This is a genomic window from Thermobifida cellulosilytica TB100 (genome assembly GCF_001517975.1).
Taxonomy (GTDB): domain Bacteria; phylum Actinomycetota; class Actinomycetes; order Streptosporangiales; family Streptosporangiaceae; genus Thermobifida; species Thermobifida cellulosilytica.
Map to the genome: position 1 here is coordinate 126,199 of NZ_KQ950186.1, position 25,810 is coordinate 152,008.

Annotated in this window: 28 protein-coding genes; 21 read left to right on the forward strand and 7 right to left on the reverse strand. The window is 71.8% G+C overall.

The genetic code is table 11. The features are described 5' to 3' along the window. Window positions 1-4: 4 nt before the first annotated feature. From atpD to AC529_RS17310, 3 genes are all read left to right on the forward strand, one after another. Window positions 5-1,447, forward strand: coding sequence for a F0F1 ATP synthase subunit beta (gene atpD, locus AC529_RS17300; protein ID WP_068758412.1), 1,443 nt, complete (start codon window positions 5-7; stop codon window positions 1,445-1,447). 75 nt (window positions 1,448-1,522) lie between these two features. Further along, on the forward strand, window positions 1,523-1,924 hold the full coding sequence (locus AC529_RS17305; RefSeq protein WP_068758413.1) for a F0F1 ATP synthase subunit epsilon: 402 nt from the start codon (window positions 1,523-1,525) through the stop codon (window positions 1,922-1,924). 63 nt (window positions 1,925-1,987) lie between these two features. Then, window positions 1,988-2,482 carry a DUF2550 domain-containing protein gene (locus tag AC529_RS17310; RefSeq protein ID WP_068758414.1) on the forward strand — a complete coding sequence of 165 codons (495 nt, stop codon included), beginning with the start codon at window positions 1,988-1,990 and terminating at the stop codon, window positions 2,480-2,482. Window positions 2,483-2,550: 68 nt separating this feature from the next. Here AC529_RS17310 and AC529_RS17315 read toward each other — a convergent pair whose 3' ends face one another. Beyond that, complete coding sequence (locus tag AC529_RS17315; RefSeq protein ID WP_068758415.1) at window positions 2,551-3,147, reverse strand: cob(I)yrinic acid a,c-diamide adenosyltransferase; 597 nt, start codon at window positions 3,145-3,147, stop codon at window positions 2,551-2,553. A gap of 94 nt (window positions 3,148-3,241) precedes the next feature. Here AC529_RS17315 and AC529_RS17320 point away from each other — a divergent pair, with 94 nt between their 5' ends. Beyond that, window positions 3,242-3,427 carry a hypothetical protein gene (locus AC529_RS17320; RefSeq protein WP_068758416.1) on the forward strand — a complete coding sequence of 62 codons (186 nt, stop codon included), beginning with the start codon at window positions 3,242-3,244 and terminating at the stop codon, window positions 3,425-3,427. A gap of 61 nt (window positions 3,428-3,488) precedes the next feature. Here the strand turns inward: AC529_RS17320 and AC529_RS17325 are convergent, their stop codons facing one another. From AC529_RS17325 to nucS, 3 genes are all read right to left on the reverse strand, one after another. After that, on the reverse strand, window positions 3,489-5,036 hold the full coding sequence (locus AC529_RS17325; RefSeq protein ID WP_068758417.1) for a M20/M25/M40 family metallo-hydrolase: 1,548 nt from the start codon (window positions 5,034-5,036) through the stop codon (window positions 3,489-3,491). 151 nt (window positions 5,037-5,187) lie between these two features. Then, the gene (locus tag AC529_RS17330) at window positions 5,188-5,859 is read right to left on the reverse strand and encodes a DUF1707 SHOCT-like domain-containing protein (protein ID WP_068758418.1); all 672 of its coding nucleotides are present in this window, start codon (window positions 5,857-5,859) and stop codon (window positions 5,188-5,190) included. 125 nt (window positions 5,860-5,984) lie between these two features. Continuing rightward, window positions 5,985-6,662, reverse strand: a complete 678-nt coding sequence (gene nucS / locus AC529_RS17335) for an endonuclease NucS (protein ID WP_068758461.1) — start codon at window positions 6,660-6,662, stop codon at window positions 5,985-5,987. 312 nt (window positions 6,663-6,974) lie between these two features. On the opposite strand from nucS, the gene AC529_RS17340 reads away from it, so the two are divergent. The 4 genes from AC529_RS17340 to AC529_RS17355 all read left to right on the forward strand — a co-directional run bounded on the left by AC529_RS17340 (window position 6,975) and on the right by AC529_RS17355 (window position 9,873). Beyond that, on the forward strand, window positions 6,975-7,361 hold the full coding sequence (locus tag AC529_RS17340) for an SCO5389 family protein (protein WP_068758419.1): 387 nt from the start codon (window positions 6,975-6,977) through the stop codon (window positions 7,359-7,361). A 105-nt stretch (window positions 7,362-7,466) separates the two neighbouring features. After that, on the forward strand, window positions 7,467-8,663 hold the full coding sequence (locus AC529_RS17345; RefSeq protein WP_068758420.1) for a 3-hydroxyacyl-CoA dehydrogenase: 1,197 nt from the start codon (window positions 7,467-7,469) through the stop codon (window positions 8,661-8,663). A 128-nt stretch (window positions 8,664-8,791) separates the two neighbouring features. After that, entirely contained in the window at window positions 8,792-9,106 is a 315-nt protein-coding gene (locus AC529_RS17350; RefSeq protein ID WP_198156471.1) for an ATP/GTP-binding protein, read from the forward strand. Between the two features lie 32 nt (window positions 9,107-9,138). Continuing rightward, the gene (locus AC529_RS17355) at window positions 9,139-9,873 is read left to right on the forward strand and encodes an alpha/beta hydrolase (RefSeq protein ID WP_068758421.1); all 735 of its coding nucleotides are present in this window, start codon (window positions 9,139-9,141) and stop codon (window positions 9,871-9,873) included. Window positions 9,874-9,975: 102 nt separating this feature from the next. On the opposite strand, the gene AC529_RS17360 is transcribed toward AC529_RS17355, so the two are convergent. Further along, complete coding sequence (locus tag AC529_RS17360) at window positions 9,976-11,259, reverse strand: DivIVA domain-containing protein (protein WP_068758422.1); 1,284 nt, start codon at window positions 11,257-11,259, stop codon at window positions 9,976-9,978. Between the two features lie 446 nt (window positions 11,260-11,705). After that, window positions 11,706-12,143, reverse strand: a complete 438-nt coding sequence (gene mce / locus AC529_RS17365; RefSeq protein WP_068758423.1) for a methylmalonyl-CoA epimerase — start codon at window positions 12,141-12,143, stop codon at window positions 11,706-11,708. A gap of 85 nt (window positions 12,144-12,228) precedes the next feature. On the opposite strand from mce, the gene AC529_RS17370 reads away from it, so the two are divergent. From AC529_RS17370 to AC529_RS17400, 7 genes are all read left to right on the forward strand, one after another. After that, entirely contained in the window at window positions 12,229-13,416 is a 1,188-nt protein-coding gene (locus AC529_RS17370; protein ID WP_068758424.1) for an acetyl-CoA C-acetyltransferase, read from the forward strand. Window positions 13,417-13,507: 91 nt separating this feature from the next. Then, the gene (locus AC529_RS17375; protein ID WP_068758425.1) at window positions 13,508-14,020 is read left to right on the forward strand and encodes a MarR family winged helix-turn-helix transcriptional regulator; all 513 of its coding nucleotides are present in this window, start codon (window positions 13,508-13,510) and stop codon (window positions 14,018-14,020) included. 69 nt (window positions 14,021-14,089) lie between these two features. Beyond that, window positions 14,090-15,025 (forward strand): tetratricopeptide repeat protein, encoded by a 936-nt coding sequence (locus AC529_RS17380; RefSeq protein ID WP_068758426.1) that lies wholly within the window; start codon window positions 14,090-14,092, stop codon window positions 15,023-15,025. 101 nt (window positions 15,026-15,126) lie between these two features. Beyond that, window positions 15,127-15,825, forward strand: a complete 699-nt coding sequence (locus tag AC529_RS17385) for a cytidylate kinase-like family protein (protein ID WP_068758427.1) — start codon at window positions 15,127-15,129, stop codon at window positions 15,823-15,825. A gap of 191 nt (window positions 15,826-16,016) precedes the next feature. Then, complete coding sequence (locus AC529_RS17390; RefSeq protein ID WP_068758428.1) at window positions 16,017-17,429, forward strand: NAD-dependent malic enzyme; 1,413 nt, start codon at window positions 16,017-16,019, stop codon at window positions 17,427-17,429. Between the two features lie 89 nt (window positions 17,430-17,518). Further along, window positions 17,519-18,103, forward strand: coding sequence for a YqgE/AlgH family protein (locus tag AC529_RS17395; RefSeq protein ID WP_068758463.1), 585 nt, complete (start codon window positions 17,519-17,521; stop codon window positions 18,101-18,103). Window positions 18,104-18,156: 53 nt separating this feature from the next. Further along, complete coding sequence (locus AC529_RS17400) at window positions 18,157-18,399, forward strand: DUF3039 domain-containing protein (RefSeq protein WP_068758429.1); 243 nt, start codon at window positions 18,157-18,159, stop codon at window positions 18,397-18,399. 86 nt (window positions 18,400-18,485) lie between these two features. Here the strand turns inward: AC529_RS17400 and AC529_RS17405 are convergent, their stop codons facing one another. Next, window positions 18,486-19,265 carry a hypothetical protein gene (locus tag AC529_RS17405; protein ID WP_068758430.1) on the reverse strand — a complete coding sequence of 260 codons (780 nt, stop codon included), beginning with the start codon at window positions 19,263-19,265 and terminating at the stop codon, window positions 18,486-18,488. A gap of 229 nt (window positions 19,266-19,494) precedes the next feature. Between AC529_RS17405 and AC529_RS17410 the strand changes: the two genes are divergently transcribed. The 6 genes from AC529_RS17410 (at window position 19,495) to AC529_RS17435 (ending at window position 25,396) form a co-directional block, all read left to right on the forward strand. Then, window positions 19,495-20,562 carry a heme/hemin ABC transporter substrate-binding protein gene (locus tag AC529_RS17410; RefSeq protein ID WP_068758431.1) on the forward strand — a complete coding sequence of 356 codons (1,068 nt, stop codon included), beginning with the start codon at window positions 19,495-19,497 and terminating at the stop codon, window positions 20,560-20,562. Further along, a complete protein-coding gene (locus AC529_RS17415; RefSeq protein ID WP_068758432.1) occupies window positions 20,559-21,674 on the forward strand; it encodes a FecCD family ABC transporter permease in 1,116 nt (371 codons plus the stop codon). Before AC529_RS17410 ends, AC529_RS17415 begins: the two co-directional genes overlap by 4 nt. Next, on the forward strand, window positions 21,671-22,525 hold the full coding sequence (locus AC529_RS17420; protein WP_068758433.1) for a heme ABC transporter ATP-binding protein: 855 nt from the start codon (window positions 21,671-21,673) through the stop codon (window positions 22,523-22,525). The genes AC529_RS17415 and AC529_RS17420 overlap by 4 nt, the downstream gene beginning before the upstream one ends. Window positions 22,526-22,563: 38 nt before the next feature. Further along, complete coding sequence (locus AC529_RS17425) at window positions 22,564-23,352, forward strand: class E sortase (RefSeq protein ID WP_083948383.1); 789 nt, start codon at window positions 22,564-22,566, stop codon at window positions 23,350-23,352. Between the two features lie 5 nt (window positions 23,353-23,357). Next, window positions 23,358-23,573, forward strand: coding sequence for a hypothetical protein (locus AC529_RS17430; RefSeq protein ID WP_068758435.1), 216 nt, complete (start codon window positions 23,358-23,360; stop codon window positions 23,571-23,573). Between the two features lie 116 nt (window positions 23,574-23,689). Then, window positions 23,690-25,396, forward strand: coding sequence for a DEAD/DEAH box helicase (locus tag AC529_RS17435; protein WP_068758464.1), 1,707 nt, complete (start codon window positions 23,690-23,692; stop codon window positions 25,394-25,396). Window positions 25,397-25,810: the final 414 nt, after the last annotated feature.

A 25,810-nucleotide genomic window follows, 5' to 3' on the forward strand; every position in this document is an offset into this window, starting at 1 on the left:
AGAAGTGACTGCGACTGCTGAAGGGACGGCCGCGCCCGCGACGGCGACCGGCCGCATCGCCCGGGTCACCGGCCCGGTCGTCGACGTGGAGTTCCCCGTCGGCTCCCTGCCTCCGATCTACAACGCCCTGAAGACCGACGTCACCATCAACGGCGAGACCAAGACCATCACTCTTGAGGTCGCCCAGCACCTCGGTGACAACCTGGTCCGCACCATCAGCCTCGCGCCGCAGGACGGTCTGGTCCGCGGAGCCGAGGTGCGCGACACCGGCGCGCCGATCAGCGTCCCGGTCGGTGACGGCATCAAGGGCCACGTGTTCAACACCCTGGGCGAGCCGCAGGACATCCCCAAGTCCGAGCTCAAGGTCACCGAGTACTGGCCGATCCACCGTCCGGCCCCGGCCTTCGACCAGTTGGAGTCGAAGACCGAGATGATGGTGACCGGCATCAAGGTCATCGACCTGCTCACCCCGTACGTGCGCGGTGGCAAGATCGGTCTGTTCGGTGGTGCGGGTGTCGGCAAGACGGTGCTCATCCAGGAGATGATCACCCGTATCGCCCGCAACTTCGGTGGTGTGTCCGTGTTCGCGGGCGTGGGCGAGCGCACCCGTGAGGGCACCGACCTCTTCCTGGAGATGGAGGAGATGGGCGTCCTCCAGGACACCGCCCTCGTCTTCGGGCAGATGGACGAGCCTCCGGGCACCCGTCTGCGGGTCGCGCTGTCGGCGCTGACCATGGCGGAGTACTTCCGCGATGTGCAGAAGCAGGACGTGCTGCTGTTCATCGACAACATCTTCCGCTTCACCCAGGCGGGTTCGGAGGTCTCCACCCTGCTGGGCCGCATGCCCTCCGCGGTGGGCTACCAGCCGAACCTGGCCGACGAGATGGGTCTGCTCCAGGAGCGCATCACCTCCACCCGCGGCCACTCGATCACCTCGATGCAGGCGATCTACGTGCCCGCGGACGACTACACCGACCCGGCCCCGGCGACCACCTTCGCCCACCTGGACGCGACGACCGAGCTCTCCCGCCCGATCTCGCAGAAGGGCATCTACCCGGCGGTGGACCCGCTGACCTCCACCTCCCGCATCCTCGACCCGCAGTACGTGGGCCAGGAGCACTACGAGGTGGCCCAGCGGGTCAAGGAGATCCTGCAACGCAACAACGACTTGCAGGACCAGATCGCCATCCTCGGTATCGACGAGCTGTCCGAAGAGGACAAGATCATCGTGCACCGGGCGCGGCGGCTGGAGCGCTTCCTGTCGCAGAACATGTTCGTCGCCGAGAAGTTCACCGGCACCCCGGGCGTGTTCGTTCCGCTGGAGGAGACCATCGCCTCCTTCAAGGCGGTCTGCGACGGCGAGTACGACCACCTGCCCGAGCAGGCGTTCCTGGACGTCGGCAACATCGAGATGGCCGTCGCGAAGGCGAAGACGCTGCAGGGCTAGCAGTCGCGGGACGGGGGCGGCGGCACACGCCGCCCCCGACCGGCGGACGGCCCTCGATCTGAGGAGTTTGAGGCAGTGTCGAAGAAGCTCTTTGTTGAACTCGTCACTCCCGAGCGGGAGCTCTGGGCGGGCGAGGGCGACATGGTGATCGCCAAGACGGTCGAAGGCGAGATCGGCATCCAGCCGGGACACGTCCCGGTCCTGGCGCTGCTCGCGCCCGGCTCGGTGGTGCGCATCCTGGGCGCCCGGGAGACCGGCGAGGTCCGCGCCGCGGTGCACGGCGGCTTCATCGCCATGACCCTGGGCGACCGGATCTCGATCCTCGCGGAGATCGCCGAGCTGGCCGAGGAGATCGACGTGGAGCGGGCCCGCGCCGCCCTGAAACGGGCCGAGGGCGCGGCGCTCGGCGACGAGGAGGCGCAGGCGCGCGTCGCCCGTGCGCGCAGCCGCCTGCGGGCCGCCGGGGAAGCCGCCTGACCGTCCCGGCGGGTGGAACGGCGCGGACGCGAAGAAGGCGTCCCGCGTACGCGGGGGTGACTCTTGGGGGAGCAGCTGAACATCGGAACGTGGTTCGAGATCGCCGAATGGTCGTTCTTCTCGCTGCTCGCCCTCGCCCTGTTGGGGCTCGTCGCGGTGATCGCGCGGCGCTACGCCCTGGAACGCGGCGGTGGAGCGGTCGAGTGTTATCTGCGTCCCGTGCACGGCCGTCGCCGTCCCTGGCGGATCGGGTGCGGCAGGTACGGGACCGACGAGTTGCGCTGGTATCGCATCTTCTCCCTGTGGCCGCGGCCGGCAGTCGAGCTGCCGCGCCGCGGTCTCGTCGTTGTGGGGCGCCGTAGCCCTGAGGGGGAGGAGCTGCGGGAGCTGACCGACGACCTGGTGGTCGTCGAGGTGGGCTGGACCGCCCCGGACGGCTCCGATCCCAAGGAGCCGGTCTACGAGCTGGCGATGAGCGACGCCGCCCTGACCGGCTTCCTGTCCTGGTTGGAGTCGCTGCCGCCGGGAGTGCCCTGGCGGGATGACGACGACGAGTAGACGCCGGTGGTCCCGGCGGTGGCGGGCGGCCTCTCCGGGAGCCGCCCGCCACCGTCATGGACGGCGGGTCAGTCCCGCTCGCCGCCCGGCTTCCACAGCACGTCGTCGCCGCCGCTCACCACCCGGCACAGGATGAACAGCAGGTCCGACAGCCGGTTCAGATAGGTGGCGGTCAGCGGGTTGACCGAGTCGCCGTGGGCCTCGATCGCCGCCCACGCGGAGCGTTCGGCGCGGCGGGTGACCACGCGGGCGGAGTGCAGCAGCGCGGTGGCGGGGGAGCCGCCCGGCAGGATGAAGCTGCGCAGCACGGGCAGGTCCGCGTTGTACCGGTCGCAGTCGGCCTCCAGCCGCTCGACGTAGGCGGCCTCGACTCGCAGCGGGGGGTGCTCGGGGTCGGGGACGACCGGCGTGGCGAGGTCCGCGCCCAGGTCGAACAGTTCGTTCTGCACGCGCCCCAGCACCGCGCGCACGTCGTCGGGCACGTCGCCGAGGGCCAGCGCCACCCCGATCGCCGCGTTGGCCTCCTCCACGTCGGCGTAGGCGACCAGCCGCGGGTCGGTCTTGCGGGTGCGGCTCATGTCCCCCAGCGCCGTGGTGCCGTCGTCACCGGTGCGGGTGTAGATCTTCGACAGCACGACGGGCTGGTCGATGTCGCGTTCCTTCATGCGGCCACCCTAGCCAGCGGGGGCCGACGCGCTGCGGGCCGGGAGGGGCAACAGCGGCGCGGGTAGGCGGGGCGCTGCCGGGTAGCGGCCCCGCATGACCAGCAGACCCTTCGAACCCAACCCCAGGCTCGACCGGATCGGCGACGAGGAGATCGCTGCCGCCGACCCCGGACCGGGAGCACCGCCGTCGGCGCCCGGCTTCGGCCCGGAGGCGGAGGAGCCCGACCGCCCGGAGGCGGACCGGGCCGCCGACGAGGAGGACCCGCCCGGGCGGCGCTGACCGGGCGGGCGGCCCGGAAGGGAAGGCGGGGCGGACCGCGGCGCGGCCCGCCCCGGAGGCGTCAGCGCGTCCAGCGCTCCCCGATCCGGTCGAAGGAGGCGTCGGACAGCGCCCGGGCGGAGAACGGCGCCACCCCGTTCACCGGGAGGGTGCTGGCGGCGAAGACCTCCACCGCGTAGGCGGCGCCGTCGGACAGCTCCTCGACGGCGTTCCAGTTGATGTGGGCCAGGGTGTCGTCGGCGGTGTGGTAGAAGGGGTCGAACTTCGCCCCCGCGGTACCGCCGTAGCGGGCGGCCTGCTCCTCGGTCTTGGTGCCGTTGGCGCCGCTGAACAGGCCGCCGGACGGGATTCCGGCGAGCATGAAGGCCCGGTAGTCGGAGCGCCCGCTGAACTCCGTGGGCTCCGACTCCAGTCCCCGGGCGGTGAAGTAGTCCTCGAAGACCTTCTGGATCGCCGCAGAGCCCGCCGGGGCGGGGGCCGAGCCGGGCAGTTCGTTGCGCCCGTCGTAGACGAAGCGGGCGTAGTTGTGCGAGCCGAGCATGTCGAAGTTCAGGTAGAGCGCGATCCGCTCCCGCTCCCGGTCGCTGAGGCCCTCGACGTAGCGGGTGGAGCCGACGAGGCCCGCCTCCTCGGTGCCCCAGAAGGCGAAGCGCACCTTGTTCTCGGGCGGCCCGAGCCGGTTCACCTGCTTGGCGATCTCCAGGAGCACGGCGGTGCCGCTGCCGTTGTCGTTGATGCCCGGTCCGTCGTGGACGCTGTCGAGGTGGGCGCCGACCACCACCACGTTGTTCCGGTCGCCGCCCTTGGTCTCGGCGATGAGGTTGTAGGAGTGGGAGGTCCGGACCTCCGCGTCGACCTTCAGCCGCAGTTCCAGGCCCCCGCCCGCGCCGAGCAGCGCCTCGCCGACCGCGGCGGAGGCGCCCACGGCCGGGATCGCCGCCGGGTTGCTCAGGGTGCCGCTGATCACTCCGGTGTCGTTCGGGGTGGCCCCGTGGTTGAAGACCACCGCGCCCACGGCCCCGGCCGCGGCGGCGTTGGCGACCTTCTGCTCGAAGGTGCAGGTCCCGCGGCGCAGCACGGCGATCGCCCCCGCGGGGAAGTCGGCGAAGTCCGCCTCCTCGCAGCCGCTGTCGGCGCTGTCGGCGTCCACCGGCGCCGCGGGCGCGGTGACGTCCCCGGCGGCCGAGTAGGTCATGGTCAGGAAGTCCTCGCCGCGGACGAAGTCGCGGCTCTCCGGCGCGGTCTGGGCCAGCACCGCGCCGCTGTGCTCCACCCACTCGTCGAACGAGTAGTGGTTCTTGACGACCTTGTACCCGGCGCGTTCGAGCTGGTCGACGACGTACTTGGCGGCCACGTCGTAGCCGGGCGTGCCGCTGGCGCGGTTGCCGCCGTTGTACTCGGCTATGGTGCTCAGGTTCTGCAAGTGGGTGCGGATGGCCCCGGTGGTGACCAGCCGGGGCAGCAGGGCCTCGTCGGCGGGGATCGGGGACGCGGACGAGGCGGGGGAGAGACCGAGGGCCGCCAGCACGGCCGTGACGGCGACGACGGACAGTCGCCGCCCCAGGCGCGCGGTCTGCGGGGGGAGTCCGGTCGGTGTACGCACGCTCATCCTCCTGACGCGCCCGTCTCCGAGAGTGTCGGAACGGGTGCAGAAAGTTGTGCAGAGACGGATGCAGCTTGTCACCGACCGGTGGCTGTGGGCAAGGGTGTGGCTGCGGTTCGTGACGGAAACCGATCCGGCGGCCGCCGGTGCGGACCGCTCAGTCCCCCTCCTCGATCTCCGGCCGGTCGTGCTTCTTCTGGTGCTTGCGGCGTTTGCGGATGACCTCGACCGCGCCCATCAGCGCCGCGCCCACGACGCGCACCACCGGGGCGCCGGGTTCCACGACGCTGCTGGGGGCGCCGCCCTTGACCTCGTAGGCGCCCATGATCCCCACGCCGTTGACGCGCACCTCGATGTCGTCGGGGACGATGACCTCGATCCCGCCCATGAGGGTGTTGGCGACGATGGTGGTCTCCCGGGAGACGAAACGGGCCTCCCGCAGGTCCAGTTTGATCCCGCCCATGACGGCCAGCGCCTGGTAGGTCCGGGGCGCCGTCCAGCGGCCGCTGCGTTCGGCCGCGCCCATGAGCGCCAGCGAGAAGTGGCCGTCGGGGGAGGAGTCGACGACGCGTTCCCGCCCGTAGACCGGGCGGGGTGAGGCGAAGGAGAGGTCCGTGGCGGAGTCGGAGGAGGGCTCGGGCAGGTCGCGGACCAGGGGGGCGAGTTCTCCCAGCGTCTTGGCGCTGTAGACCGCGTCCAGCCGTTCGGAGTGCTCGTCCGGGGTGAGCCGCCCTTCGGCCAGCGCCTCGCGCAGCCGGGCCGCGACCCGGTCGCGGTCGGCGTCGGAGGCGCGCATCTCGCTGCGGTCCGGACGGGAAGAGTCGCTCATGGGACAAAACCCTAGTTTCCGGTGCGCTCCGGCGCATCCTCGACGGCCTCGGGGATGGCCCTGATCTGTCCCTGAGCGGGGGAGGGGAGACGGCGCCCGCCCGGGAGCCCTGTCTCCCCGGCGGCTCAGAACAGCGTCATCTCGTCCTTCTTGATGCCGCGCAGCGCGTCGTAGTCCAGGGTCACGCAGGCGATGCCCCGGTCGGTGGCCAGCACGCGGGCCTGCGGCCGGATCTCCTGGGCGGCGAAGACGCCGCGCACCGGCCGGAGCGTGGGGTCGCGGTTGAGCAGTTCCAGGTAGCGGGTCAACTGTTCGACGCCGTCGATCTCGCCGCGCCGTTTGATCTCCACCGCCACCGTGGTGCCGTTCCCGTCGCGGCACAGGATGTCCACCGGCCCGATCGCGGTGGGGTACTCGCGGCGGATCAGGGTGTAGCCCTCGCCGAGGGTGGTGATGTGCTTGGCGAGCAGCTCCTGGAGGTGGGCCTCGACGCCGTCCTTGCGCAGCCCGGGGTCCACGCCGAGTTCGTGGCTGCTGTCGTGCAGGATCTCCTCGATCGTCAGGATGAGCTGCTCACCGGACTTGCTGTGGGTGACGGTCCACACGGAGGTGCCGTCCTCGCCGGGCTTCTCCCGCACCGTGCACGGGGGGTTCATCCAGTTCAGGGGCTTGTAGGCGCGGTCGTCGGCGTGGATGGAGACCGACCCGTCCGCCTTCATCAGGATCAGGCGGGGCGCCATGGGCAGGTGGGCGGTCAGCCGGCCGACGTAGTCGACGCTGCAACGGGCGATAACGAGACGCACGGGAAGCACGGTACCGGTTTCGGGACACCGCTTGGCACGGTTCCGGGCAATCCGGCAGGCCTCCGCCGGGGCGCCCGCGCCGGGGAGCGGGGCGGGGCCGACGCGGGCGGGCCGCGCGGTGACCGGCGGATTCCCCCGGGGGTAGAAAATGAAAATCGTTTTCTTGTACGGTGGGTAAGCCAGGTCTCACTCTCGCGCCGCATGACGGTCGCGGAGAGGAGGCCTACCGTCGCACTGGGAGCGCGGAGCGTGATCGGAGTGGAGCGCTCCGCCACCCCAGGCACCGTCCACCACCCGACACGAGGGGGAAGCATGTCACTGACGGTCTCACCGGAGCTCCTCGACAAGGCCCGCCGCGGCCCGGTCACCGACGAGGAGTTCGTCGCCTGTATCCGCGAGTCGCTCCCCTACGCCTGGGGCGTCATCGCCCGCCTGGCCGAGCAGGTCGCCACCGGAGAGGACGAGTACGCGGCCAACGAGGTGCCGCCGCCCGGCGAGAAGGAGCGCGGGCAACTGCTGCGCCTGCTCGCCAGCGACGCCATGCGCGGCGCGGTACAGCGGCACTTCGGACTGCGCCTGGCCTTCCAGAACTGCCACAAGGTGGCCCTGTTCCGCCCCGAGGCCGACGCCGCCTACAAGGAGTTCGTCACCCCCCGCGCCCAACTGCTCAACCAGTCGCCCGAACTGGTCGACTGCTGATCCTCCTCCGTCTCCCGGCACCTCCGGTCGGCGGCCGGGTCTCCCTGCCCTCCGAGGGCGGCCCGGCCGCCGGCGCCGAGAGGGCCACCGTCTAGGGTGGGGGCCATGGTGGAGGAATTCAGCAAGGTCGGAGTGGTCGGGCTCGGGACCATGGGCGCCGGCATCGTCGAGGTGTTCGCCCGGGCGGGCTTCGCCGTCACCGGAGTCGAGATCGACGACGCCGCGCTGCAGCGCGGACGCGGACACCTGGAGAAGTCCCTGTCCAGAGCCGTGGCCAAGGGCAAGCTCACCGAGGACGAGCAGCGCGACATCCTCGGCCGCGTCACGTTCACCACGTCGCGCGAGGACCTGGCCGACGCGGACTTCGCGGTCGAGGCCGTGCCCGAACGCCTCGACATCAAGCGCTCCGTGTTCCAGGACCTGGACCGCATTCTGCCGTCCGGCGCGATCCTGGCGACCAACACCTCCTCGCTGTCGGTCACCGAGATCGCCGCGCTCACCAACCGCCCCGGCAAGGTCGTCGGCCTGCACTTCTTCAACCCCGCACCGGTGATGAAGCTCGTCGAGATCGTCACCACGGTCGTCACCGACCCGGGAGTGCTGGACGTCGCCACCGAGGTCGTCAAGCGGCTGGGCAAGACCCCGGTCGCCGTCGGCGACCGGGCCGGGTTCGTCGCCAACGCGCTCCTGGTGCCCTACCTCAACCACGCCGTCGCCGTCTACGAGCAGGGCCTGGCCACCCGCGAGCAGATCGACGCCGCGGTCACCGAGGCCGCCGGCTTCCCGATGGGGCCGCTCACCCTGTCGGACCTCGTCGGCCTCGACGTGCTCCTCGCCGTCATGGACGTGCTGTGGGAGGAGTTCCGCAGCCCCCGCTACGCGGCCGCCCCGCTGCTGCGCCGCATGGTCGCCGCCGGCCTGCACGGGCGCAAGACGGGACGCGGGTTCTACGACTACTCCGGCGGCGACAACCCCGCCGAGCCGGAGCCGACCGCCCCGCTGGCCGCCCTGGTCGGCGACGGAGCGGACCAGGCCGCACTGGCCGACCTGCTGCTGGTCCCGCACCTCAACGACGCGGCCCGCATGGTCGGCGACGGCTACGCCACCGCCGACGACGTGGACACCGCGATGCGCCTGGGCTGCGGCTACCCCGCGGGGCTCATCGCGATGCTCGACGAGCGCGGCGTGAAGAACGTCACCGACACCCTGGCGGACCTGTCCCGGCTGGGCCTGTTCACCGACGCCGCCGCCCCGCTGCTCACCATGCTGGCCGCGCGAGGGCGCGACACGGTCCGCTCCTGACCCGGTCGCGGGCGTCCGCACGGCCCGCGGAAGCGGCGCGATCCGGCGGGGAGCGCCCCCGCCTCGGGAGCATCGCCCCGCCGGGCCGTCCGGACGCCCGTCCGCACCGGATCTCTTAGGCTGGAAGGGTGAGTCCGCGCCGCAACACCCCCCGCAGAAAGAAGGCCAGCCGACCCCGCGACGACGAGTCCGCGCTGATCAACCGGATTACCGGCGGGGAACGGTACGAGAGCGGCCCCGACGGGGAGTGGGCGATCCGCCGCATCAGCGGCGCGGCCGCGGTCAAGACCTACCGCTGTCCGGGCTGCTACCAGCAGATCCCGCCGGGCATGCCGCACGTGGTGGCCTGGGCCGCCTACGGCGACGGCGAGGACCGCCGCCACTGGCACAGCTCCTGCTGGGAACGGCGCGCCCACCGCTCGGTCCGCCACCCCCGGCACTGACCCCGTCCCGTCATCCGCGACCCCGAGGAACCATGGAGATCCGAGCGAGTACCGTGCTGCCCGCCCGGCGGCGCCCCGTCACCCTGCACACCGCGGACGGCCTGGCGCTGGTCGGCGAACTCGCCCTGCCGCAGGACAGGGACCCGGTGGCGACGATCATCTGCCTGCACCCGCTGCCCACCGCCGAGGGGATGATGGACAGCCACGTGCTGCGCAAGGCGTCCTTCCGGCTGCCCGCCCTGGCCGACACCGCGGTGCTGCGCTTCAACACGCGCGGCACCACGTCCCGGCACGGCACCAGCGAGGGCACGTTCGGCGGCGGGGAGACCGAACGCCACGACGTCGCCGCGGCCATCGAGTTCACCGAGTTCGAGGACCTGCCCGCGCCCTGGCTGGTGGGCTGGTCCTTCGGCACCGAGCTGGCGCTCAAGTGGGGCCGCGACCCGGCGGTCCAGGGCGCGATCCTGCTCTCCCCGCCGCTGCACCGGGCCACCGACGCCGACCTGGACGCCTGGGCCGAGTTCGGTCGGCCCCTGGTCGCCCTCGTCCCCGAACTCGACGACTACCTGCGCCCCGACGAGGCCCGGAAGCGATTCGCCCGGGTGCCCCAGGCCGAGGTGATCGGCGTGGACAAGGCCCGGCACCTGTGGGTGGGCGAACCCTACGTGCGCATCGTGCTGAACGAGATCGTCAGGCGGGTCGCCCCCCACGCCCACCCGCTGCCCACCGAGTGGGACGGCCCCTACGAGAAGGACGTCCTGCTCTGACCTCGCGAGCCGCCCGCCCCGGCGGGCCGTGAACGCACCGAGGCCCGGTCCGTCCGGACCGGGCCTCGGCCTGCCGTGAGCCTCACCGCCACGGGCAGGGGCCTACTCCTGCCACCAGTCCTCGTCGTCGGCGCTGCTCTTGCTGCTTGACGGGGTGGCCACCGGCTGCTTCTGGGAAGCGGACGCCGGGGTCGACTCGATCGCCGCGGGCTCCGGGGCCGCCGGAGCGACCGAGGGGAAGGCACCGGCGCCGCCGCCCAGCAGTTGACGCAGTTGTTGCAGGTGCGACTGGATGCTGTCGCGCTGGCGGGTGAGCTCGTCGACCTCCTGCTGGGCCTTGGTCAGGATCCGGTCGGCCTCGGTCTTGGCGTCGCTGACCAGGTGCTGGGCCTTGGCCTTGGCCTCGGAGGTGATCTGCTCGGCCTGCTTCTTGGCGTTGGCCACGACCTGCTTGGCGTGCTGCTCGGCGTCGCGGCGGGTCTGCTCGGCCTGCGCGCTGGCCTTGGTGGCTCGCTGCTCGGCGCTGGCGGCCCGCTCCTCGGCCTCGGCGACCAGCTTCTGGGTCGCGGCCTGCGCGGCGGCCAGGCGCTCGGCGTCCTGGCGCTCGGCCTCCTCGCGGCGGGCGGCGAGCTGGATCTCGAAGTCGGCCTCCTCCTGGGCCCGCCGCGCCTCGCTCTCCTCGAGGGCCCGCTGGGCCTGCGACCGCATCTCGTCGGCCTGCCGCTTGGCGGCCTGGATCATCTCGTCCCGCTCGCGCTTGGCGGAGGCGCGGGCCTGGGCGCACTCGCGCTCGGTGGTGGTGCGCAGCTTGGCGATCTCACCCTCGAAGGTGGCCCGCTTCTCGGCGATTTCGTGGTCCACCGCGGCGCGCTTCTTCTGCACCTCGCGCTCGGTGCTGGAGGCCAGCTCCTCGGCCTCGCGGCGGGCCGAGGTGCGGATCTCGTCCGCCTCCCGCTCGGCGGACTGCCGCAGTTCGTCGGCCTCGCGCTGCGCGGTCGACCGCAGCTCGGTGGCCTCGTTCTCGGCGGCGGCGCGCATCTCGGCGGCCTCGACCTTGGCCGCGACCTTGATGTCGTTGGCCTTGGCGCGGGCGTCGTGCACGAGCTCGGTGGCCTGCTCCTCGGCCAGGCGCAGCAGTTGCTCGATGCGGGCGCCCAGACCGGAGTAGGTGGGCCGCTCCTGCTCCTGCAACTGGCGCTTGGCCTCGGCCAGCTCCTTGCGGAGCTTCTCGGCCTCCTCACGCGCCCGGCGGCCTTCCTGCCTGAGCTGGGCGAGGTAGTGGTCGACCTGACCGCGGTCGTAGCCGCGCAGGGCAACGTCGAACTCCAACGCCTGGTTGTTTTCGTCGAAGAAATTACTGAGCTGGGCGTCAATATCGGACGACATGTGGCGGAATCCTGAACAGGTGACGAGACGGCTACATTACGGACGGGTGTCTTCGTTTCGGTGCGGCGGGCGTCACAGCAATCGGCCGGGGCCGTGTCTGTGCTGCCTCAGGGTGAAGACCGCTCTTGGGCGGGAGCCTACTCCGCGACAGCAGACTGCGCGGTGGGTTCACCGCATTGCTATGGGATTGTGCCAATTGCCTGACGAACTGGTGTTTTGTGGCCGCTCGGAAACGAAGACGTGGACCGCCGGGTTGGAAGAGCACACGCCGAAGGTGAAAACGGCGGCTAGGAGACTTTACCAAGTCGTGCCGAGAACGGAAGGTGGTTTGGGGGAGAAGCTGGGTTTTCGGTCGCTCCGTGCCTGCTTGGGCATGCAGCGGCGGCGGAGGGCGGTACCGTCCGGTCCGGAGCCGGGGAACCGGACGGCACCGCTCTCCGCCGCGCCTAGTGCTGCGCCCCGTCCTCGTTCGCCTGGACCAGCTCGGTGAGCACCCCGCCGCAGTCCTTGGGGTGCAGGAACGTGATCAGGGAGCCCATCGAGCCCTTGCGCGGCGCCGCGTCGAGCACCCGGACCCCGCGCCCGCCGATCACGGCCGCGGCGCCCGCCACGTCGTCCGTCCCGAACGCGATGTGGTGCACCCCCTCGCCGTTGCGGGCCAGGAACTTGGCCACCGGGGAGTCCTCGCGGATCGGCTCCAGCAGTTGCAGGTAGCTCGCCTTGCCGTCGTCGGTCCCGTTGATCCGCAGCATCGCCTCCCGGACCCCCTGCTCCTCGTTGACCTCCTCGTGGGTCACCTCGAAGCCGTAGGTCTCCCGGTAGAAGCGCACGGTCTCGTCCAGGTTCCGGCAGGCGATGCCGATGTGGTCGATCCGGGTGAGCAAAGCGTCCTCCCTCCCTCAGAGCCGCTGGCACGGCTGTCTGTATGGTGACAGACCAGGTGAGGGATGGAACGAGGAGGGCTCTGCAATGCCAGGATCGGTCATCGTCAGCGGTGCGCGCACCCCCATCGGAAAACTGCTCGGAGCACTCTCCGGCTTCACCGCCGTGGAGCTGGGCGCCGTGGCCGTCAAGGCGGCCCTGGAGCGGGCCGGGATCTCCGGGGACCAGGTCGACTACGTCATCCTGGGCCAGGTCCTCCAGGCCGGCCAGGGGCAGATCCCCTCGCGCCAGGTCTCGGTCAGGGCGGGCATCCCCATGAGCGTCCCCTCGCTCACCATCAACAAGGTCTGCCTGTCCGGCCTCAACGCGATCGCGCTCGCCGACCAGCTCATCACCGCGGGCGAGTACGACGTGGTGGTCGCGGGCGGCATGGAGTCCATGACCAACGCCCCGCACGTGCTCCCCAAGGCCCGCCACGGCTACAAGTACGGCTCCGTCGAGGTGCTCGACGCCACCGCCCACGACGCCCTCACCGACGCCTTCGACAACGTGTCGATGGGGCTGTCCACCGACCGCTACAACGTCCGGCACGGCATCACCCGCGCCGAGCAGGACGCCTTCGCGGCCCGTTCCCACCAGCGCGCCGCCGCGGCCATCGAGGCGGGGCGGTTCAAGGAGGAGATCGTCCCGGTGGAGATCCCGCAGCGCCGGGGCGAGCCCAAGGTCTTCGACACCGACGAGGGGGTCCGCCCCGACACCACCGTGGAGAGCCTCGCCCGGCTGCGCCCCGCCTTCGACCCCGAGGGCACCATCACCGCCGGGTCCTCCTCCCAGATCTCCGACGGCGCCTGCGCGGTCGTCGTGATGAGCCGGGCCAAGGCCGAGGAGCTCGGCTGCGAGGTCCTCGCCGAGATCGGGGCGCACGGCAACGTGGCGGGGCCGGACAACTCCCTGCACTCCCAGCCGTCCAACGCGATCCGCCAGGCGCTCGCCAAGGCGGGCCGGGAGGTCGGCGACCTCGACCTGGTCGAGATCAACGAGGCGTTCGCCAGCGTGGCCCTACAGTCCACGCGCGACCTGGGCGTCTCCGAGGACATCGTCAACGTCAACGGCGGCGCGATCGCGCTGGGCCACCCGGTCGGCATGTCGGGCGCCCGCATCGTGCTGCACCTGGTCCACGAGCTGCGCCGCCGGGGCGGCGGACTGGGCGCTGCGGGCCTGTGCGGCGGCGGCGGACAGGGCGACGCGCTGCTGCTGTCGGTGCCCGCGGCCTGAGGTCTCCCGGGCGGGCCGGGAGCACCGGCCCGCCCGGGACGCCGCCTCACCCGCAGAGGGCCCGTCAGACGAGGTCGCTAGAGTGTCCGGTGTGGGAAACCCGCTGAACCTCCCGTTCGACCCGATCGAGCGCGCGCACGACAACTGGACCGCCCGCTGGGGGAAGTCCCCGGCGATGGCCGCTGTGACCTCGGTCATGCGGGCGCAGCAGCTCCTGCTCAGCCAGTTGGACGCCACGCTCAAGCCGTACGCGCTGACCTTCGCCCGCTACGAGGCGCTGGTCCTGCTGACCTTCAGCTCCAGCGGCGCGCTGCCCCTCGGCAAGATCGGCGAGCGGCTGATGGTGCACCCCACCAGCGTCACCAACACCATCGACCGGCTGGAGCGCCAGGGCTTCGTCCGGCGCAGGCCCAACCCCAGCGACGGGCGCGGCACCCTCGCCGAGATCACCGACGCCGGGCGCGAGGTGGTGGAGAAGGCCACCCGGGACCTGCTGGACATGGACTTCGGACTGGGCTGCTACACCGACGAGGAGCGGTGGCAGATCTTCACCCTCTTCCGGAAGCTGCGGGTGGACTACGGGGACTTCACCGCCGAAAGTTGAGTGCGGCGCGCGGGCCGTTGAGGGGAATAAGGTGCGCCGCGGTCGCGACGGATGCGGCAGGATGGAAACATGCAGCCTTCGGAATTCTCCATGCACGGCGCGGTCGATCTCGGCGCGCGCAAAGCGGCCCTGGAACGTGAAGCCAAACGGAAGGCCGAGGCGGCGTCGGGGACCGCCAACCCCTACGCCGTGGATGCCACCGAGGAGAACTTCCAGCGCGACGTCCTGGAACGGTCCCTACAGGCCCCGGTCCTCCTCCTGCTGCTGGCGAGCTGGTCGAACGAGTCCAAGCAGACCGAGCAGGCGCTGGACAAGCTGGCCGTCGAGGCCGGGGGGCAGTGGCTGCTGGCCAAGGTCGACGCCGAGGTCAGCCCGCAACTGACCCAGGCCCTGCGGGCGCAGGGGATCCCCTCTCTCTACCTGGTCCTGGGCGGCCAGATCCAGCCCCTCGCGGCCGGACCGATGAACGAGGAGCAGGTGCGCGGCCTGCTCGTCCAGGTCTTCACGGCGCTGCGGCAGCAGGGGGTGCTGCCGGAGGGCTTCACCGGTGTCGGCCCGGCCCAGCCCGCCGAGCAGGAGCAGGAGCCCAAGCGCGACCCCGTCCAGGCCGAGGCCGCCGAGGCGGTGCAGCGCGGCGACTTCGCCGCGGCCGAGGCCGCCTACACCACGGCGCTGGAGAAGGACCCGGGCAACGCCGACTACACGATGGGACTGGCCCAGGTGCGCCTCCTGGCCCGGGTGCGCGACCTCGACGTCAACAAGATCCGCAAGGCCGCCGCCGACGACCCCACCGACGTCGCCGCCCAGTGCGCGGTCGCCGACCTCGACATGTACGGCGGCAAGGTCGAGGACGCGTTCGCCCGGCTGGTGGCCACCGTCCGCCGGACCAGCGACGACGACCGGGACCGGGCGCGCAAGCACCTGCTCGGCCTGTTCGAGGTGCTGCCCTCCGGGGACCCGCGGGTCTCCAAGGCCCGCCGCAGCCTCACCTCCGCGCTCTTCTGAGCCGCCGGACACCCGTAGCCGGGGGCCGGTCGCAGCGGCCCCCGGCTAAGCGGCCTTCCGCCGGGTAAAAGCCCAGCAGATCCAACGGAAGGCGGTGTCCGATGGCTCCCGTGGTGACGATTTCCGCGACCTACGGCGCGGCGGGCAGCGTGATCGGACCCGCGGTGGCGGAGCGGCTGGGGGTCCCCTTCCTGGACCGGGCGATCCCCGAGGAGGTGGCCGAGCGGCTCGGCTGCTCCCTGGAGGACGTGCTGGAGCACGACGACCGCGCCCCCGTCGGCCTGGGGCGGCTGCTGGCCGGTCTGGCCCGGCTGCCCAGCGCCACCCTCGGCAGCGTCGACACCGTCTTCATCGGCGCCACCGACGCCGAGGGCCGCCTGCTGTACGACCAGGAGTTCGTCGAGCACACCGAGCACGTCATCACCGCCGTGGCCGCCGGCGGCGGAGTGATCCTGGGCAGGGCCGGAGCGGTGGTCCTGGCCGACCACCCCACCGCCCTGCACGTACGGCTCGACGGGCCGCGCGACCGGAGGCTGCAACAGGCGGCCGCGCTGCGCGAGGCCGGACGGTCCGAGGAGCTGCCCTCCGGCGCCGCGCCCGACGCCCCGCGCCGCCCGCCCACCCTGCGCGACCTCGACGCCAACGACCGGGCGCGCAGCGCCTACGTGCGCCGCTTCTACCGGGCCGACCCGGCCGACCCCAGGCACTACCAGGTGGTCCTCGACACAACCGTGATCGCGCACCGTACGTGTGTCGATATCATCGAACGTCTGGCCCGGGAGCGCGCGGGAGAACCCTGAGCCGCACGGTGCGGCGGGTCTCCACCGCGGACCGGCACCGCGCGGAGTCGGCCGGGTCCCGAGGCCAGCGTCCGCACGGGGTCCGCCCCTCCGCGGGTCGGGCGCCGTCTCCGCCCGGCGCGGCAGCGGTCCCCAGAAGAACCAGCGACCCGTCCGCACGCGGTCGACCCGTGGAAAACGAGGAGCTTCCCGTGGCCAGCCTTCCCAGCGTCTCCTATTCGATCACGGTCCGCCTGGAGATCGACGGACGCGCCAGCGCCGTGAGCAGCCTCACCAACGCCGTCGAGCGGGTGGGCGGCGCCGTCACCGCGCTCGACGTGAACTCCTCGGACCGCGAGCGGCTGCGCATCGACGTGACCTGCGCGGCCCGCGACACCACCCACGCGCAGGCGATCGTCGAGTCCCTGGACGCGATCGAGGGCGTCACCGTCCACAAGGTCAGCGACCGCACCTTCCTCATGCACCTGGGCGGCAAGATCGAGATGCGCTCCAAGGTGCCGCTGCGCAACCGCGACGAGCTCTCCATGGCCTACACCCCGGGGGTGGCCCGCGTCTGCTCCGCGATCGCGGCCAACCCCGACGACGCCCGTCGGCTGACCATCAAACGCAACACCGTGGCCGTGGTCACCGACGGTTCGGCGGTGCTGGGCCTGGGCAACATCGGCCCCGAGGCGTCCCTGCCGGTCATGGAGGGCAAGGCGGCCCTGTTCAAGCGGTTCGCCGACATCGACGCCTGGCCGATCGCCCTGGACACCCAGGACACCGACGAGATCGTGCGCGCCGTGCAGCTCATCGCCCCCGGGTTCGGCGGCATCAACCTGGAGGACATCTCCGCCCCCCGCTGCTTCGAGGTGGAGGCCCGGCTGCGGGAGCTGCTGGACATCCCGGTCTTCCACGACGACCAGCACGGCACCGCGATCGTGGTGCTGGCCGCGCTCAAGAACGCGCTGCGCGTGGTCGGCAAGGAGATCGACACCGTCCGCATCGCCATGTCCGGCGCCGGCGCGGCGGGCACCGCCATCCTCAAGCTGCTGCTCCACGCCGGGGCCAAGGACGTGGTGGTGTGCGACATCCGCGGGGCGGTGCACCGGGGCCGCGACGACCTCGACCCCAACCTGGAGTGGATCGCCGCCCACACCAACCCGTCCGGCTACGTCGGCGACCTGGCGGGCGCGGTGCGCGGGGCCGACGTGTTCATCGGGGTCTCCGCGCCCAACGTGCTGTCCGGCGGGGACGTCGCCGAGATGAACGAGGACGCGATCATCTTCGCCCTGGCCAACCCGGAGCCGGAGATCGACCCCGAGATCGCCGCGCTGCACGCCGCGGTGGTGGCCACCGGGCGCAGCGACTACCCCAACCAGATCAACAACGTGCTGGTCTTCCCCGGGTTCTTCCGCGGCCTGCTGGACGCCCAGAGCCACCGGGTGACCTCCGACATGATGCTGGCCGCGGCCGACGCGCTCGCCTCGGTGGTCACCGCCGAGGAGCTGAGCCCGCACTACATCATCCCCAGCGTCTTCCACCACGGACTGTCGCAGCGGGTGGCCGAGGCCGTGCGGGAGGTGGCGCTCCGCGACGGCCACGCGGGGGTCCGGGAGGCCTGAGCGATCGATCCCACGATTCCGTACATTTGCGTACAGACAGTGATCAACGGCGCGTGAGCCGGACAGTGGAGCCGGGTATGGAGGCAGGCATGGATCGGCTGAGTCTGACCGGGACGCTGCTGGTGGCCACTCCACTGCTGAGGGATCCGAACTTCTACCGCTCCGTGGTCTTCGTGATCGACGACGACCCGGCAGAGGGCACCCTGGGGGTCATCGTCAACCGCCCCTCGGATCTGGAGGTCGGCGAGGTCCTGGCGGACTGGGGACGCCACGCCAGCCACCCGGCGGTCATGTTCGCCGGAGGCCCGGTCGGCACGGACGCGGGACTGGCGCTGGCGGAGCCGGCCAACGGCCAGCAGCCGCTGGGCTGGCGGTCGCTGGAGGCGATGGACTCCGGGGTGTGGCCGAGCGGTCTGGGCATGGTCGACCTGGACGCCCCGCCGCAGCTCGTCGCCGACGCGCTGCGGCGGTTCCGGGTCTTCGCCGGGTACGCGGGGTGGAGCCCCGGGCAGTTGCGGGCCGAGATCGACGAGGGGGCCTGGTATGTTCTCCCCGCGACCGCCGATGACGTGTTCTGCGACGACCCCCACGGCCTGTGGTCACGGGTCCTGCGGCGCCAGGGCGGGGAGCTCGCCTTCGTGGCGACCTTCCCTGACGATCCGACGTTGAACTGATCGGCCGTCCCGCCCGCTACCGTGGACAGAGACCGAGGAGGTGTGAGGGCACGATGACGATGGACATTGTCAACAAAGTGGTTCCGGAGAGCGAGACCCGTCCGGACCTCTCGCACGACGGCGGCGACCGCGAGCGGTTCGCCCACTACGTGCAGAAGGACAAGATCACCGAGAGCGCGGTCACGGGCATGCCGGTGATCGCGCTGTGCGGCAAGGTGTGGGTGCCCAACCGGGACCCCAAGAAGTTCCCGGTCTGCCCCGAGTGCCAGAAGATCTACGACGAGCTGATGGCCTGACCCGCGCGGCGGGAGGCGGTCGGCCGTCCCCGCCCGCCCAACAGCAGGAAGGCCCGCGTCAGCGGGCCTTCTCGCGTTGTCGGGGGTCAGTTCCCCTGGTCGAGGCGGAGGCGGCGGGCCCGCAGCAGCGCGGCCACGCCCGCTCCGGTCACCGCCAGCGCGCCCAGCACGAACGGCGCGAGGTCGATTCCGGTGGTCGCCAGGGAGCCGTTCTTGCCGCCGCTGCCGACCGCGGCGCCGGTCCCGCCGTTGGAGGCGCCGGTGGTCTGCCCGTCGCCCGAGCCGTCCCCGGCGCCGGGGGTCTCGGTCGTGCCGTCCTGGCCCGCGAAGGTCACCGGGACGAACACGTCCTGGCTGCGGTCGGAGGAGCGGCTGTGGTCGTTGCGGGTCACCACGGCGCACCGGACGCCCTCGGCCAGGCAGTCGGTGAACTCGTCCGCGGCCTTGACTGTCAACTGGACGGTGAACGACCCGTTGGTGCCGCTCCCCTCGTAGGGCTTGGCCAGGCCCTGGCCGTAGGAGGGCGGGTTGGACGAGATCCACACCGAGGAGCCGCTCCCGCCGGACATGTCGACCCCGCCGATGCAGGGGCCGGGCGCAGTGCTGGCGTTGGCGTTGGAGATGTCGCAGAAGGCGACGTAGATGCCCTTGGAGGTGTCGTAGCCCGACCCGGTCACGGTGACCTGCTCGCCCTCGGGGTTGAGGCCGGAGGTCTTCGAGACGGTGAGGCTGGGGCCGCCGGACGTGGAGGCGGGGACGGCGGCGAGTGCGGTCGCCGCCGGCGCGGCGGTTCCGGCCAGGACCGCCAGGACCGACAGGACGCCGCAGACCGCGGCGCTGCGGAATCTGCTGATGGCAGTGGACATGGAAGTGGGGTTCTCCGTTTCTCGCGAAACGTGGCTCGGCGGTGCGGGAAGGAGGGGGCACCGAGGACGGGCCAATATGCTTAGGCTAACCTAATGGTCCTGATCGGCTATGACAGTGCACCACCGGGAAGCGGTGTTGTCAAGATTGTGACGACAAGTCGTCATCATCATCACTGTGGCGGCAGCAACCAGTCCGTCCACCGCAGACCCTCCAGTCGATGGGACCTCCATGCCACCTCACCCCTCTCCCGCGCACCGGGTGCGTCGGCGCCCGGGCCGCGGCGCGGCCCTCCTGCTCGCCCTGGTCACGGCGCTCACGGCCTGCTCCGCACCCGGGACCGACCACGACGCCATCCCCGAGCTCTCCGAGAACCGGCTGCAACCCCTGGAGGGGGAGGCGACCCCGGCCCTCCCGGTGACCGTGGACTCGGTCGTGCCCGTGGCCAACCGCACCTCCGACACCCCGACCACCTACGAACAGGTCGAGGTCACCGACGTCAGCCGCATCCTGCCGCTCAACGGCGGCGTCGCCGAGATCGTCTACACCCTGGGCCTGGGCGACAACGTCGTGGGCCGCGACTCCACCGCCACCTTCGCCGAGGCAGCGGACCTGCCCGTGGTCACCCAGGGGCACGACCTCTCCGTGGAGGGCGTGCTCTCCCTGAACCCGACCCTCGTCATCGCCGACACCTGGACCGGCCCCCACGAGGCGATCGAGCAGTTGCGCGCCACCGGGGTCACCCTGGTCATCCTCGACGAGGTGTGGTCCCTGGACGGGATGTACACCCGCATCACCGAGGTCGCCGAACTGCTCGGGGTGCCCGAGCGCGGCGAGCAGCTCGTCGAGCGGGTCCGCGGCCAGATGGCCGAGGTCCGCGACAGCCTGCCCGACTCCGTGCTGGGGGCCCGCGTGGCCTTCCTCTACCTGCGGGGCAGCGCCGGGGTCTACCTCCTGGGCGGCCCCGGGGCGGGGGCCGACGAGCTGGTCGCCGAACTCGGCCTGGAGGACGCGGGCACCGCGATCGGCCTGGACCAGGCGTTCACCCCGATCACCAGCGAGGCGCTCATCGAGGCCCAACCCGACATCCTGCTCGTCATGACCGATGGGCTGGAGTCGGTCGGCGGAGTCGACGGACTGCTGAAGATCCCGGGCATCGCCCAGACCCCCGCGGGCCGGGAGCGGCGCGTCATCGACTACGAGGACGGCCTGCTGCTCGGCTTCGGCCCCCGCACCCCCCAGGTCCTCAAGGCCATGGCCGACGACCTCACCGAGCTGTACGAGGGGGAGGCCCGGTGACCCTCCGAACCGACCGGGAGCACCGCGCTCCCGCGCCCCCCGCCGAGGGCGCCCCCGACGGCTCCCGCGTCCGCCGCGCCACGGCGCTGCGGGGGACCGTCCTGCTGCTGGTCCTCGCCGCCGGACTGGTCGTCACGGCCCTGGCGGCCGCCGGGGTGGGCGCCTACCCCGTCCCGCCGCTCGAAGTCCTCGGCTCGGTACTGCGCGGCCTGGGTCTGGGCGGGGGCGAGGCCCTCGACCCGCTCACCGACGAGGTGCTGTGGAACGTCCGCTTCCCCCGGGTCGTCCTGGCCGCGATCGTCGGCGCCTCCTTGGCGCTCGCCGGAGCCATGATGCAGGGCATCTTCGGCAACCCGCTGGCCGAGCCCGGCGTCATCGGCGTCTCCTCCGGGGCGACGGTGGGCGCGGTCCTCGTCATCGCGCTCGGCGCCTCCGCCCTGGGCTACTGGACGGTCATCGCCGCCGCCTTCGCCAGCGGCATGATCACCACCGTGCTCGTCTACACGCTCTCCCGCTCGGGCGGCCGGGCTGAGGTGGTCACCCTGCTGCTCACCGGGATCGCCGTCAACGCGGTGGCCGGGGCGCTCATCGGCTCCGCCACCTACTTCTCGGAGGACGCCGAGCTGCGCTCCATCACCAACTGGCAGATGGGCAGCCTGGCCGCGGCCACCTGGTCCAAGGTCGTGGCGGCCCTGCCGTTCGCGGCGGCGGGGATCGCCGCCGCGCCGTTCTTCGCCCGCCGCCTGGACCTGCTCGCCCTCGGCGAGAGCCCGGCCCGCCACCTGGGGGTCGACGTGGAGCGGATGCGCCAGGCGCTGATCGTGGTCATCGCGATGCTCACCTCCTCGGCCGTGGCCTTCGCCGGGATCATCAGCTTCGTCGGCCTGGTGGTGCCGCACATGGTGCGCATGGTCGCCGGTCCGGGGCACCGCGTCCTGCTCCCGGCGAGCGTGCTGGGCGGCGCGCTCGTCCTCGTCGCCGCCGACCTGCTCGCGCGGGTCGCCGCCGCGCCGCAGGAGGTGCCGCTGGGCATCATCACCGCGCTGATCGGCGGGCCGTTCTTCTTCTGGTTGCTGTACCGGACCCGGGCCAGGCAGGGAGGTTGGGCGTGAACCGCCTACGGCGCACACTGCGCGCGATCGTGCACGGCTCGGGGCTGCGGCGGATCAGCCCGCCCGAGCGGGTCCCCGCCGGGACGGTGGTCCTGGCCGCGCGCGGCCTCGGCAGGTCCTACGGCTCCCGGACCGTGCTGGACGACGTGAGCATCGACGTGCGCACCGGAGAGGTGCTGGCGCTGGTCGGCCCCAACGGTGCGGGCAAGAGCACCCTGCTGTCGATCCTCACCGGCGACAGCACGCCCGACCGGGGCGAGGTGACCGTCCTGGGCCGCCCCCTGGCGGACTGGAGCCCGGCCGAACTGGCGCTGCGCCGCGCGGTGCTGCCGCAGAACTTCGCCGTCAGCTTCCCGTTCGACGCGGTCGACGTGGTCCACATGGGGCGGGCCCCGTGGGCGGCCGTCGACGAGGCCGAGGACGACGACCGCGTGGTCGTCGAGGCGATGGCGGCCACCGAGGTCACCGCCCTGGCCGACCGCAAGTTCCCCTCCCTGTCGGGCGGGGAGAAGGCCCGGGTGATGCTCGCCCGCGTCCTGGCCCAGCAGACGCAGGTCGTGCTCCTGGACGAGCCCACGGCCGCCCTCGACATCCGCCACCAGGAGTCGGTGCTGCGCATCGCCCGCGAGCGCGCCGCGCGGGGCGACGCCGTCGTGGTGGTCCTCCACGATTTGGCTCTGGCGGCCGCCTACGCGGACCAAGTCGCGGTACTCTCCGAGGGACGGATCGCGGCGTACGGGCCGCCCGCTGAGGTCTTCACCGCGAAGCTGCTCAGCGACGTCTACTCATACGAGGTCGAGATCGTGTCGCATCCGCGCACCGGGGTTCCGCTGGTCCTGCCAGTACGGTGACCGCTGCGGCGCGGGGCGACCCCGACGGGTTAGGACACATGGTTTCCACTTCCCGACGCCCCCCCGGTGACCGGAGCCGCCGCTCGGGCGGAGGTCACAGGAGAGCCTCCGCCCCGCGCGACCGCGTCACCGTCGGCGATGTCGTACGCGTGACCTTCCGGACCATCGGCGAGCTGCTGTTCACGGCCGGTCTGATCATGCTGTTCTTCGCCGCGTTCCAGATCTGGGGCAAGCAGTTCCAGACCGACGCCGAACAGGACCGGCTGGACCAGGCCATCGCCGAGGTCTGGGAGCAGGGGCCCGACTCCGAGCCCCTGCCCGGAACGGCCAACAGCAGGCTCTACATCCCCAAGACCGACCAGGAGTGGGTCGTGGTCAGCGGGGTCGGTCCCGAGGACATCCGCTACGGCCCCGGGTGGTATCCCGAGTCCTGGACGCCCGACGGCATGGTCCCCGCGGCCCGGGCCGGCCAGCCCGGCAACTACGCGGTCGCCGGGCACCGCGTCGCCGCGGTCTTCTGGGACCTCGACCGGTTGGAGGAGGGGGACGAGCTCGTCCTGGAGGACAGGGACAACTTCTACACCTACGAGGTGGTGGAGAGTAAGGTCGTGCTGCCCGACGCGATCGAGGTCACCGCTCCCGACCCGTTCCACCCCGAGTCCACGGAGGAGCCGGAGAAGGCGTACCTCACCCTCACCACCTGCCATCCCAAGTTGCAGAACTCACACCGGCTGATCATCCACGCCGAGCTCACCGAGACCCGGCCCAAGGATCAGGGCATGCCCGAGAACATCGCGCACATGGCGCCCGACGCCGAGGAGGAGTGAGCCACGTGTACGGTCTCATCTGGCGTCTCATCCCCGGCCCCTGGTTCGTCAAGCTCCTGGTGTCGCTCGCGCTGATCGCGGGCGCGGCGGCGCTGCTGTGGTATGTCGTCTTCCCGTGGGCCGACCCCTACCTGCCGTTCAACGACGTGACCGTCGACGGGGGAGACTCGGTCTACGGCACGACCCCCGCGCAGACGGCCGAACCGGAGGCGGACGGGTAGCCCGTCCGGCCGCAGCAGGAGCCGTGGTGGAGGCCGAGCGGGGCGCTCGGCCTCCACCGTGTGTCGGGGTGGGCGCCCGGTTACCCTCGACCCGTGACGATCTGGGGATGCGCACGATGACTCTGCTTCAGGCGAACAGCACCGATGACCGGTTGCGCGGCCTGCGCAACTGGCAGCGAGAGGCGTTCGAGGAGTACTTCCGGCGCGAACCGCGGGACTTCCTGGCGGTGGCCACGCCAGGAGCGGGCAAGACGACGTTCGCGCTGACCCTGGCCAGCGAGCTGCTGGCGCGGCGCACGGTCCGCGCCGTCACCGTGGTGTGCCCCACCGAGCACCTGAAGAAGCAGTGGGCCGAGGCCGCCGCGCGGTTCAACATCCCCCTCGACCCGGACTTCAAGAACGGCCAGGGGGCGCTCGGCCGGCACTTCATCGGCGCGGCCGTCACCTACGCGCAGGTCGCCGCGCACCCCATGCTGCACCGCAACCGCACCGAGGCCCGCCGCACCCTGGTGATCTTCGACGAGATCCACCACGCGGGCGACGCGCTGTCGTGGGGCGACGCCGTGCGCGAGGCGTTCGACCCGGCGGCGCGGCGGCTGTGCCTGACGGGGACGCCGTTCCGGTCCGACACCAACCCGATCCCGTTCGTCGACTACGTCCAGGACCACACCGGCGTGCGCCGCTGCTCCTGGGACTACAGCTACGGGTACGCTCCCGCGCTGGCGGACGGCGTGGTGCGGCCGGTCATCTTCCTGGCCTACTCCGGGGAGATGCGCTGGCGGACCAGGGCCGGCGAGGAGCTGGCCGCGCGCCTCGGCGACCCGCTCACCTCCGACGCGCTCTCCCAGGCGTGGCGGGCGGCCCTGGACCCCAAGGGCGACTGGATCAAGCGGGTGCTGGCCGCGGCCGACCGGAGGCTGACGGAGGTGCGCAAGCACACCCCCGACGCGGGCGGCCTGGTGATCGCCTCCGACCACGACAACGCCCGCGCCTACGCGCGCATCCTGCGCCAGATCACCGGCCGCGGCGCCACCGTGGTGCTGTCGGACGACCCGACCGCCAGCCGGAAGATCACCCAGTTCGCCGAGTCCGACGACCGCTGGATGGTGGCGGTGAAGATGGTCTCGGAGGGGGTGGACGTGCCCCGGCTGATGGTCGGCGTCTACGCCACCTCCACCAGCACCCCGCTGTTCTTCGCCCAGGCGGTGGGGCGCTTCGTGCGGGTGCGCCGCCGCGGCGAGATCGCCTCGGTGTTCCTGCCCTCCATCCCGGTCCTGCTGGAGTACGCCAGCGAGATGGAGCGCGAGCGCGACCACGTGCTGGACAAGCCGGTGCGGGAGGACGGCGGCTTCGACCCGGAGCAGGAGCTCGTCAACGAGGCCCGCAAGAAGCGGGACACCCCCGACGCGGGAGACGAGCTGCCCTTCGAGACCATGGAGTCGGCGGCCGAGTTCGACCGGGCGGTCTACGACGGCGGCGAGATCGGCGGGGGAGAGCCCGACGAGGAGGAGTTCCTCGGCCTGCCCGGGCTGCTGGAGCCCGACCAGGTGGCGGTGCTGCTGCGCAAGCGCCGCCAGGAGCGGGCGGCGCAGCGGACCGAGCCGCAGCAGCGGCAGCGGCCCGAGCACGAGGTGGTCGCCGAACTGCGCCGCGAGCTCAACGGCCTGGTGGGGGCCTGGCACCACCGCACCGGGCAGCCGCACGCCACGATCCACACCCGGCTGCGCAACGTCTGCGGGGGGCCGCCCGTTGCGCAGGCCACCGCCGAGCAGTTGCGCCAGCGCATCGCCCGGCTGCGGGCGTGGGCGGTGGGGGAGGAGTGACCCGCCCGCGGTGACCGGGAGCGACCGGCTCCCCGCGGTGCGTGTTTCGGCGGACCGATAACTCTTCGCAAAAGTAACAAAAAGACCCTGATTTCTCGCGGGACACTCGCGTCGGGTCGGTAAGCCAAGGTATACCTAAGTTGGTTTTTGCGAGGTTAGGCTCAGTTTAGTTCCCGTGTGGCCGCCCCTCCCGCCCGCACGGCGGTCCCGGGCTGTGCCGCCCTTCCGTGCAGCCGCACTGTCCGCGGAGATGCGGCGGCCTGATTGTGACGTCACGTCGTCATCACAATTGCCAGGGGGTATAATTTAGGTTAGCCTTACCTTGCTTTTGTGGGGTGATCATGTCACCGGACCGCACGTCCGGACCGCACCCCGTCCCCCCTTCCCGGCCTGCGCTCCGCGGTGCCGGGCGAA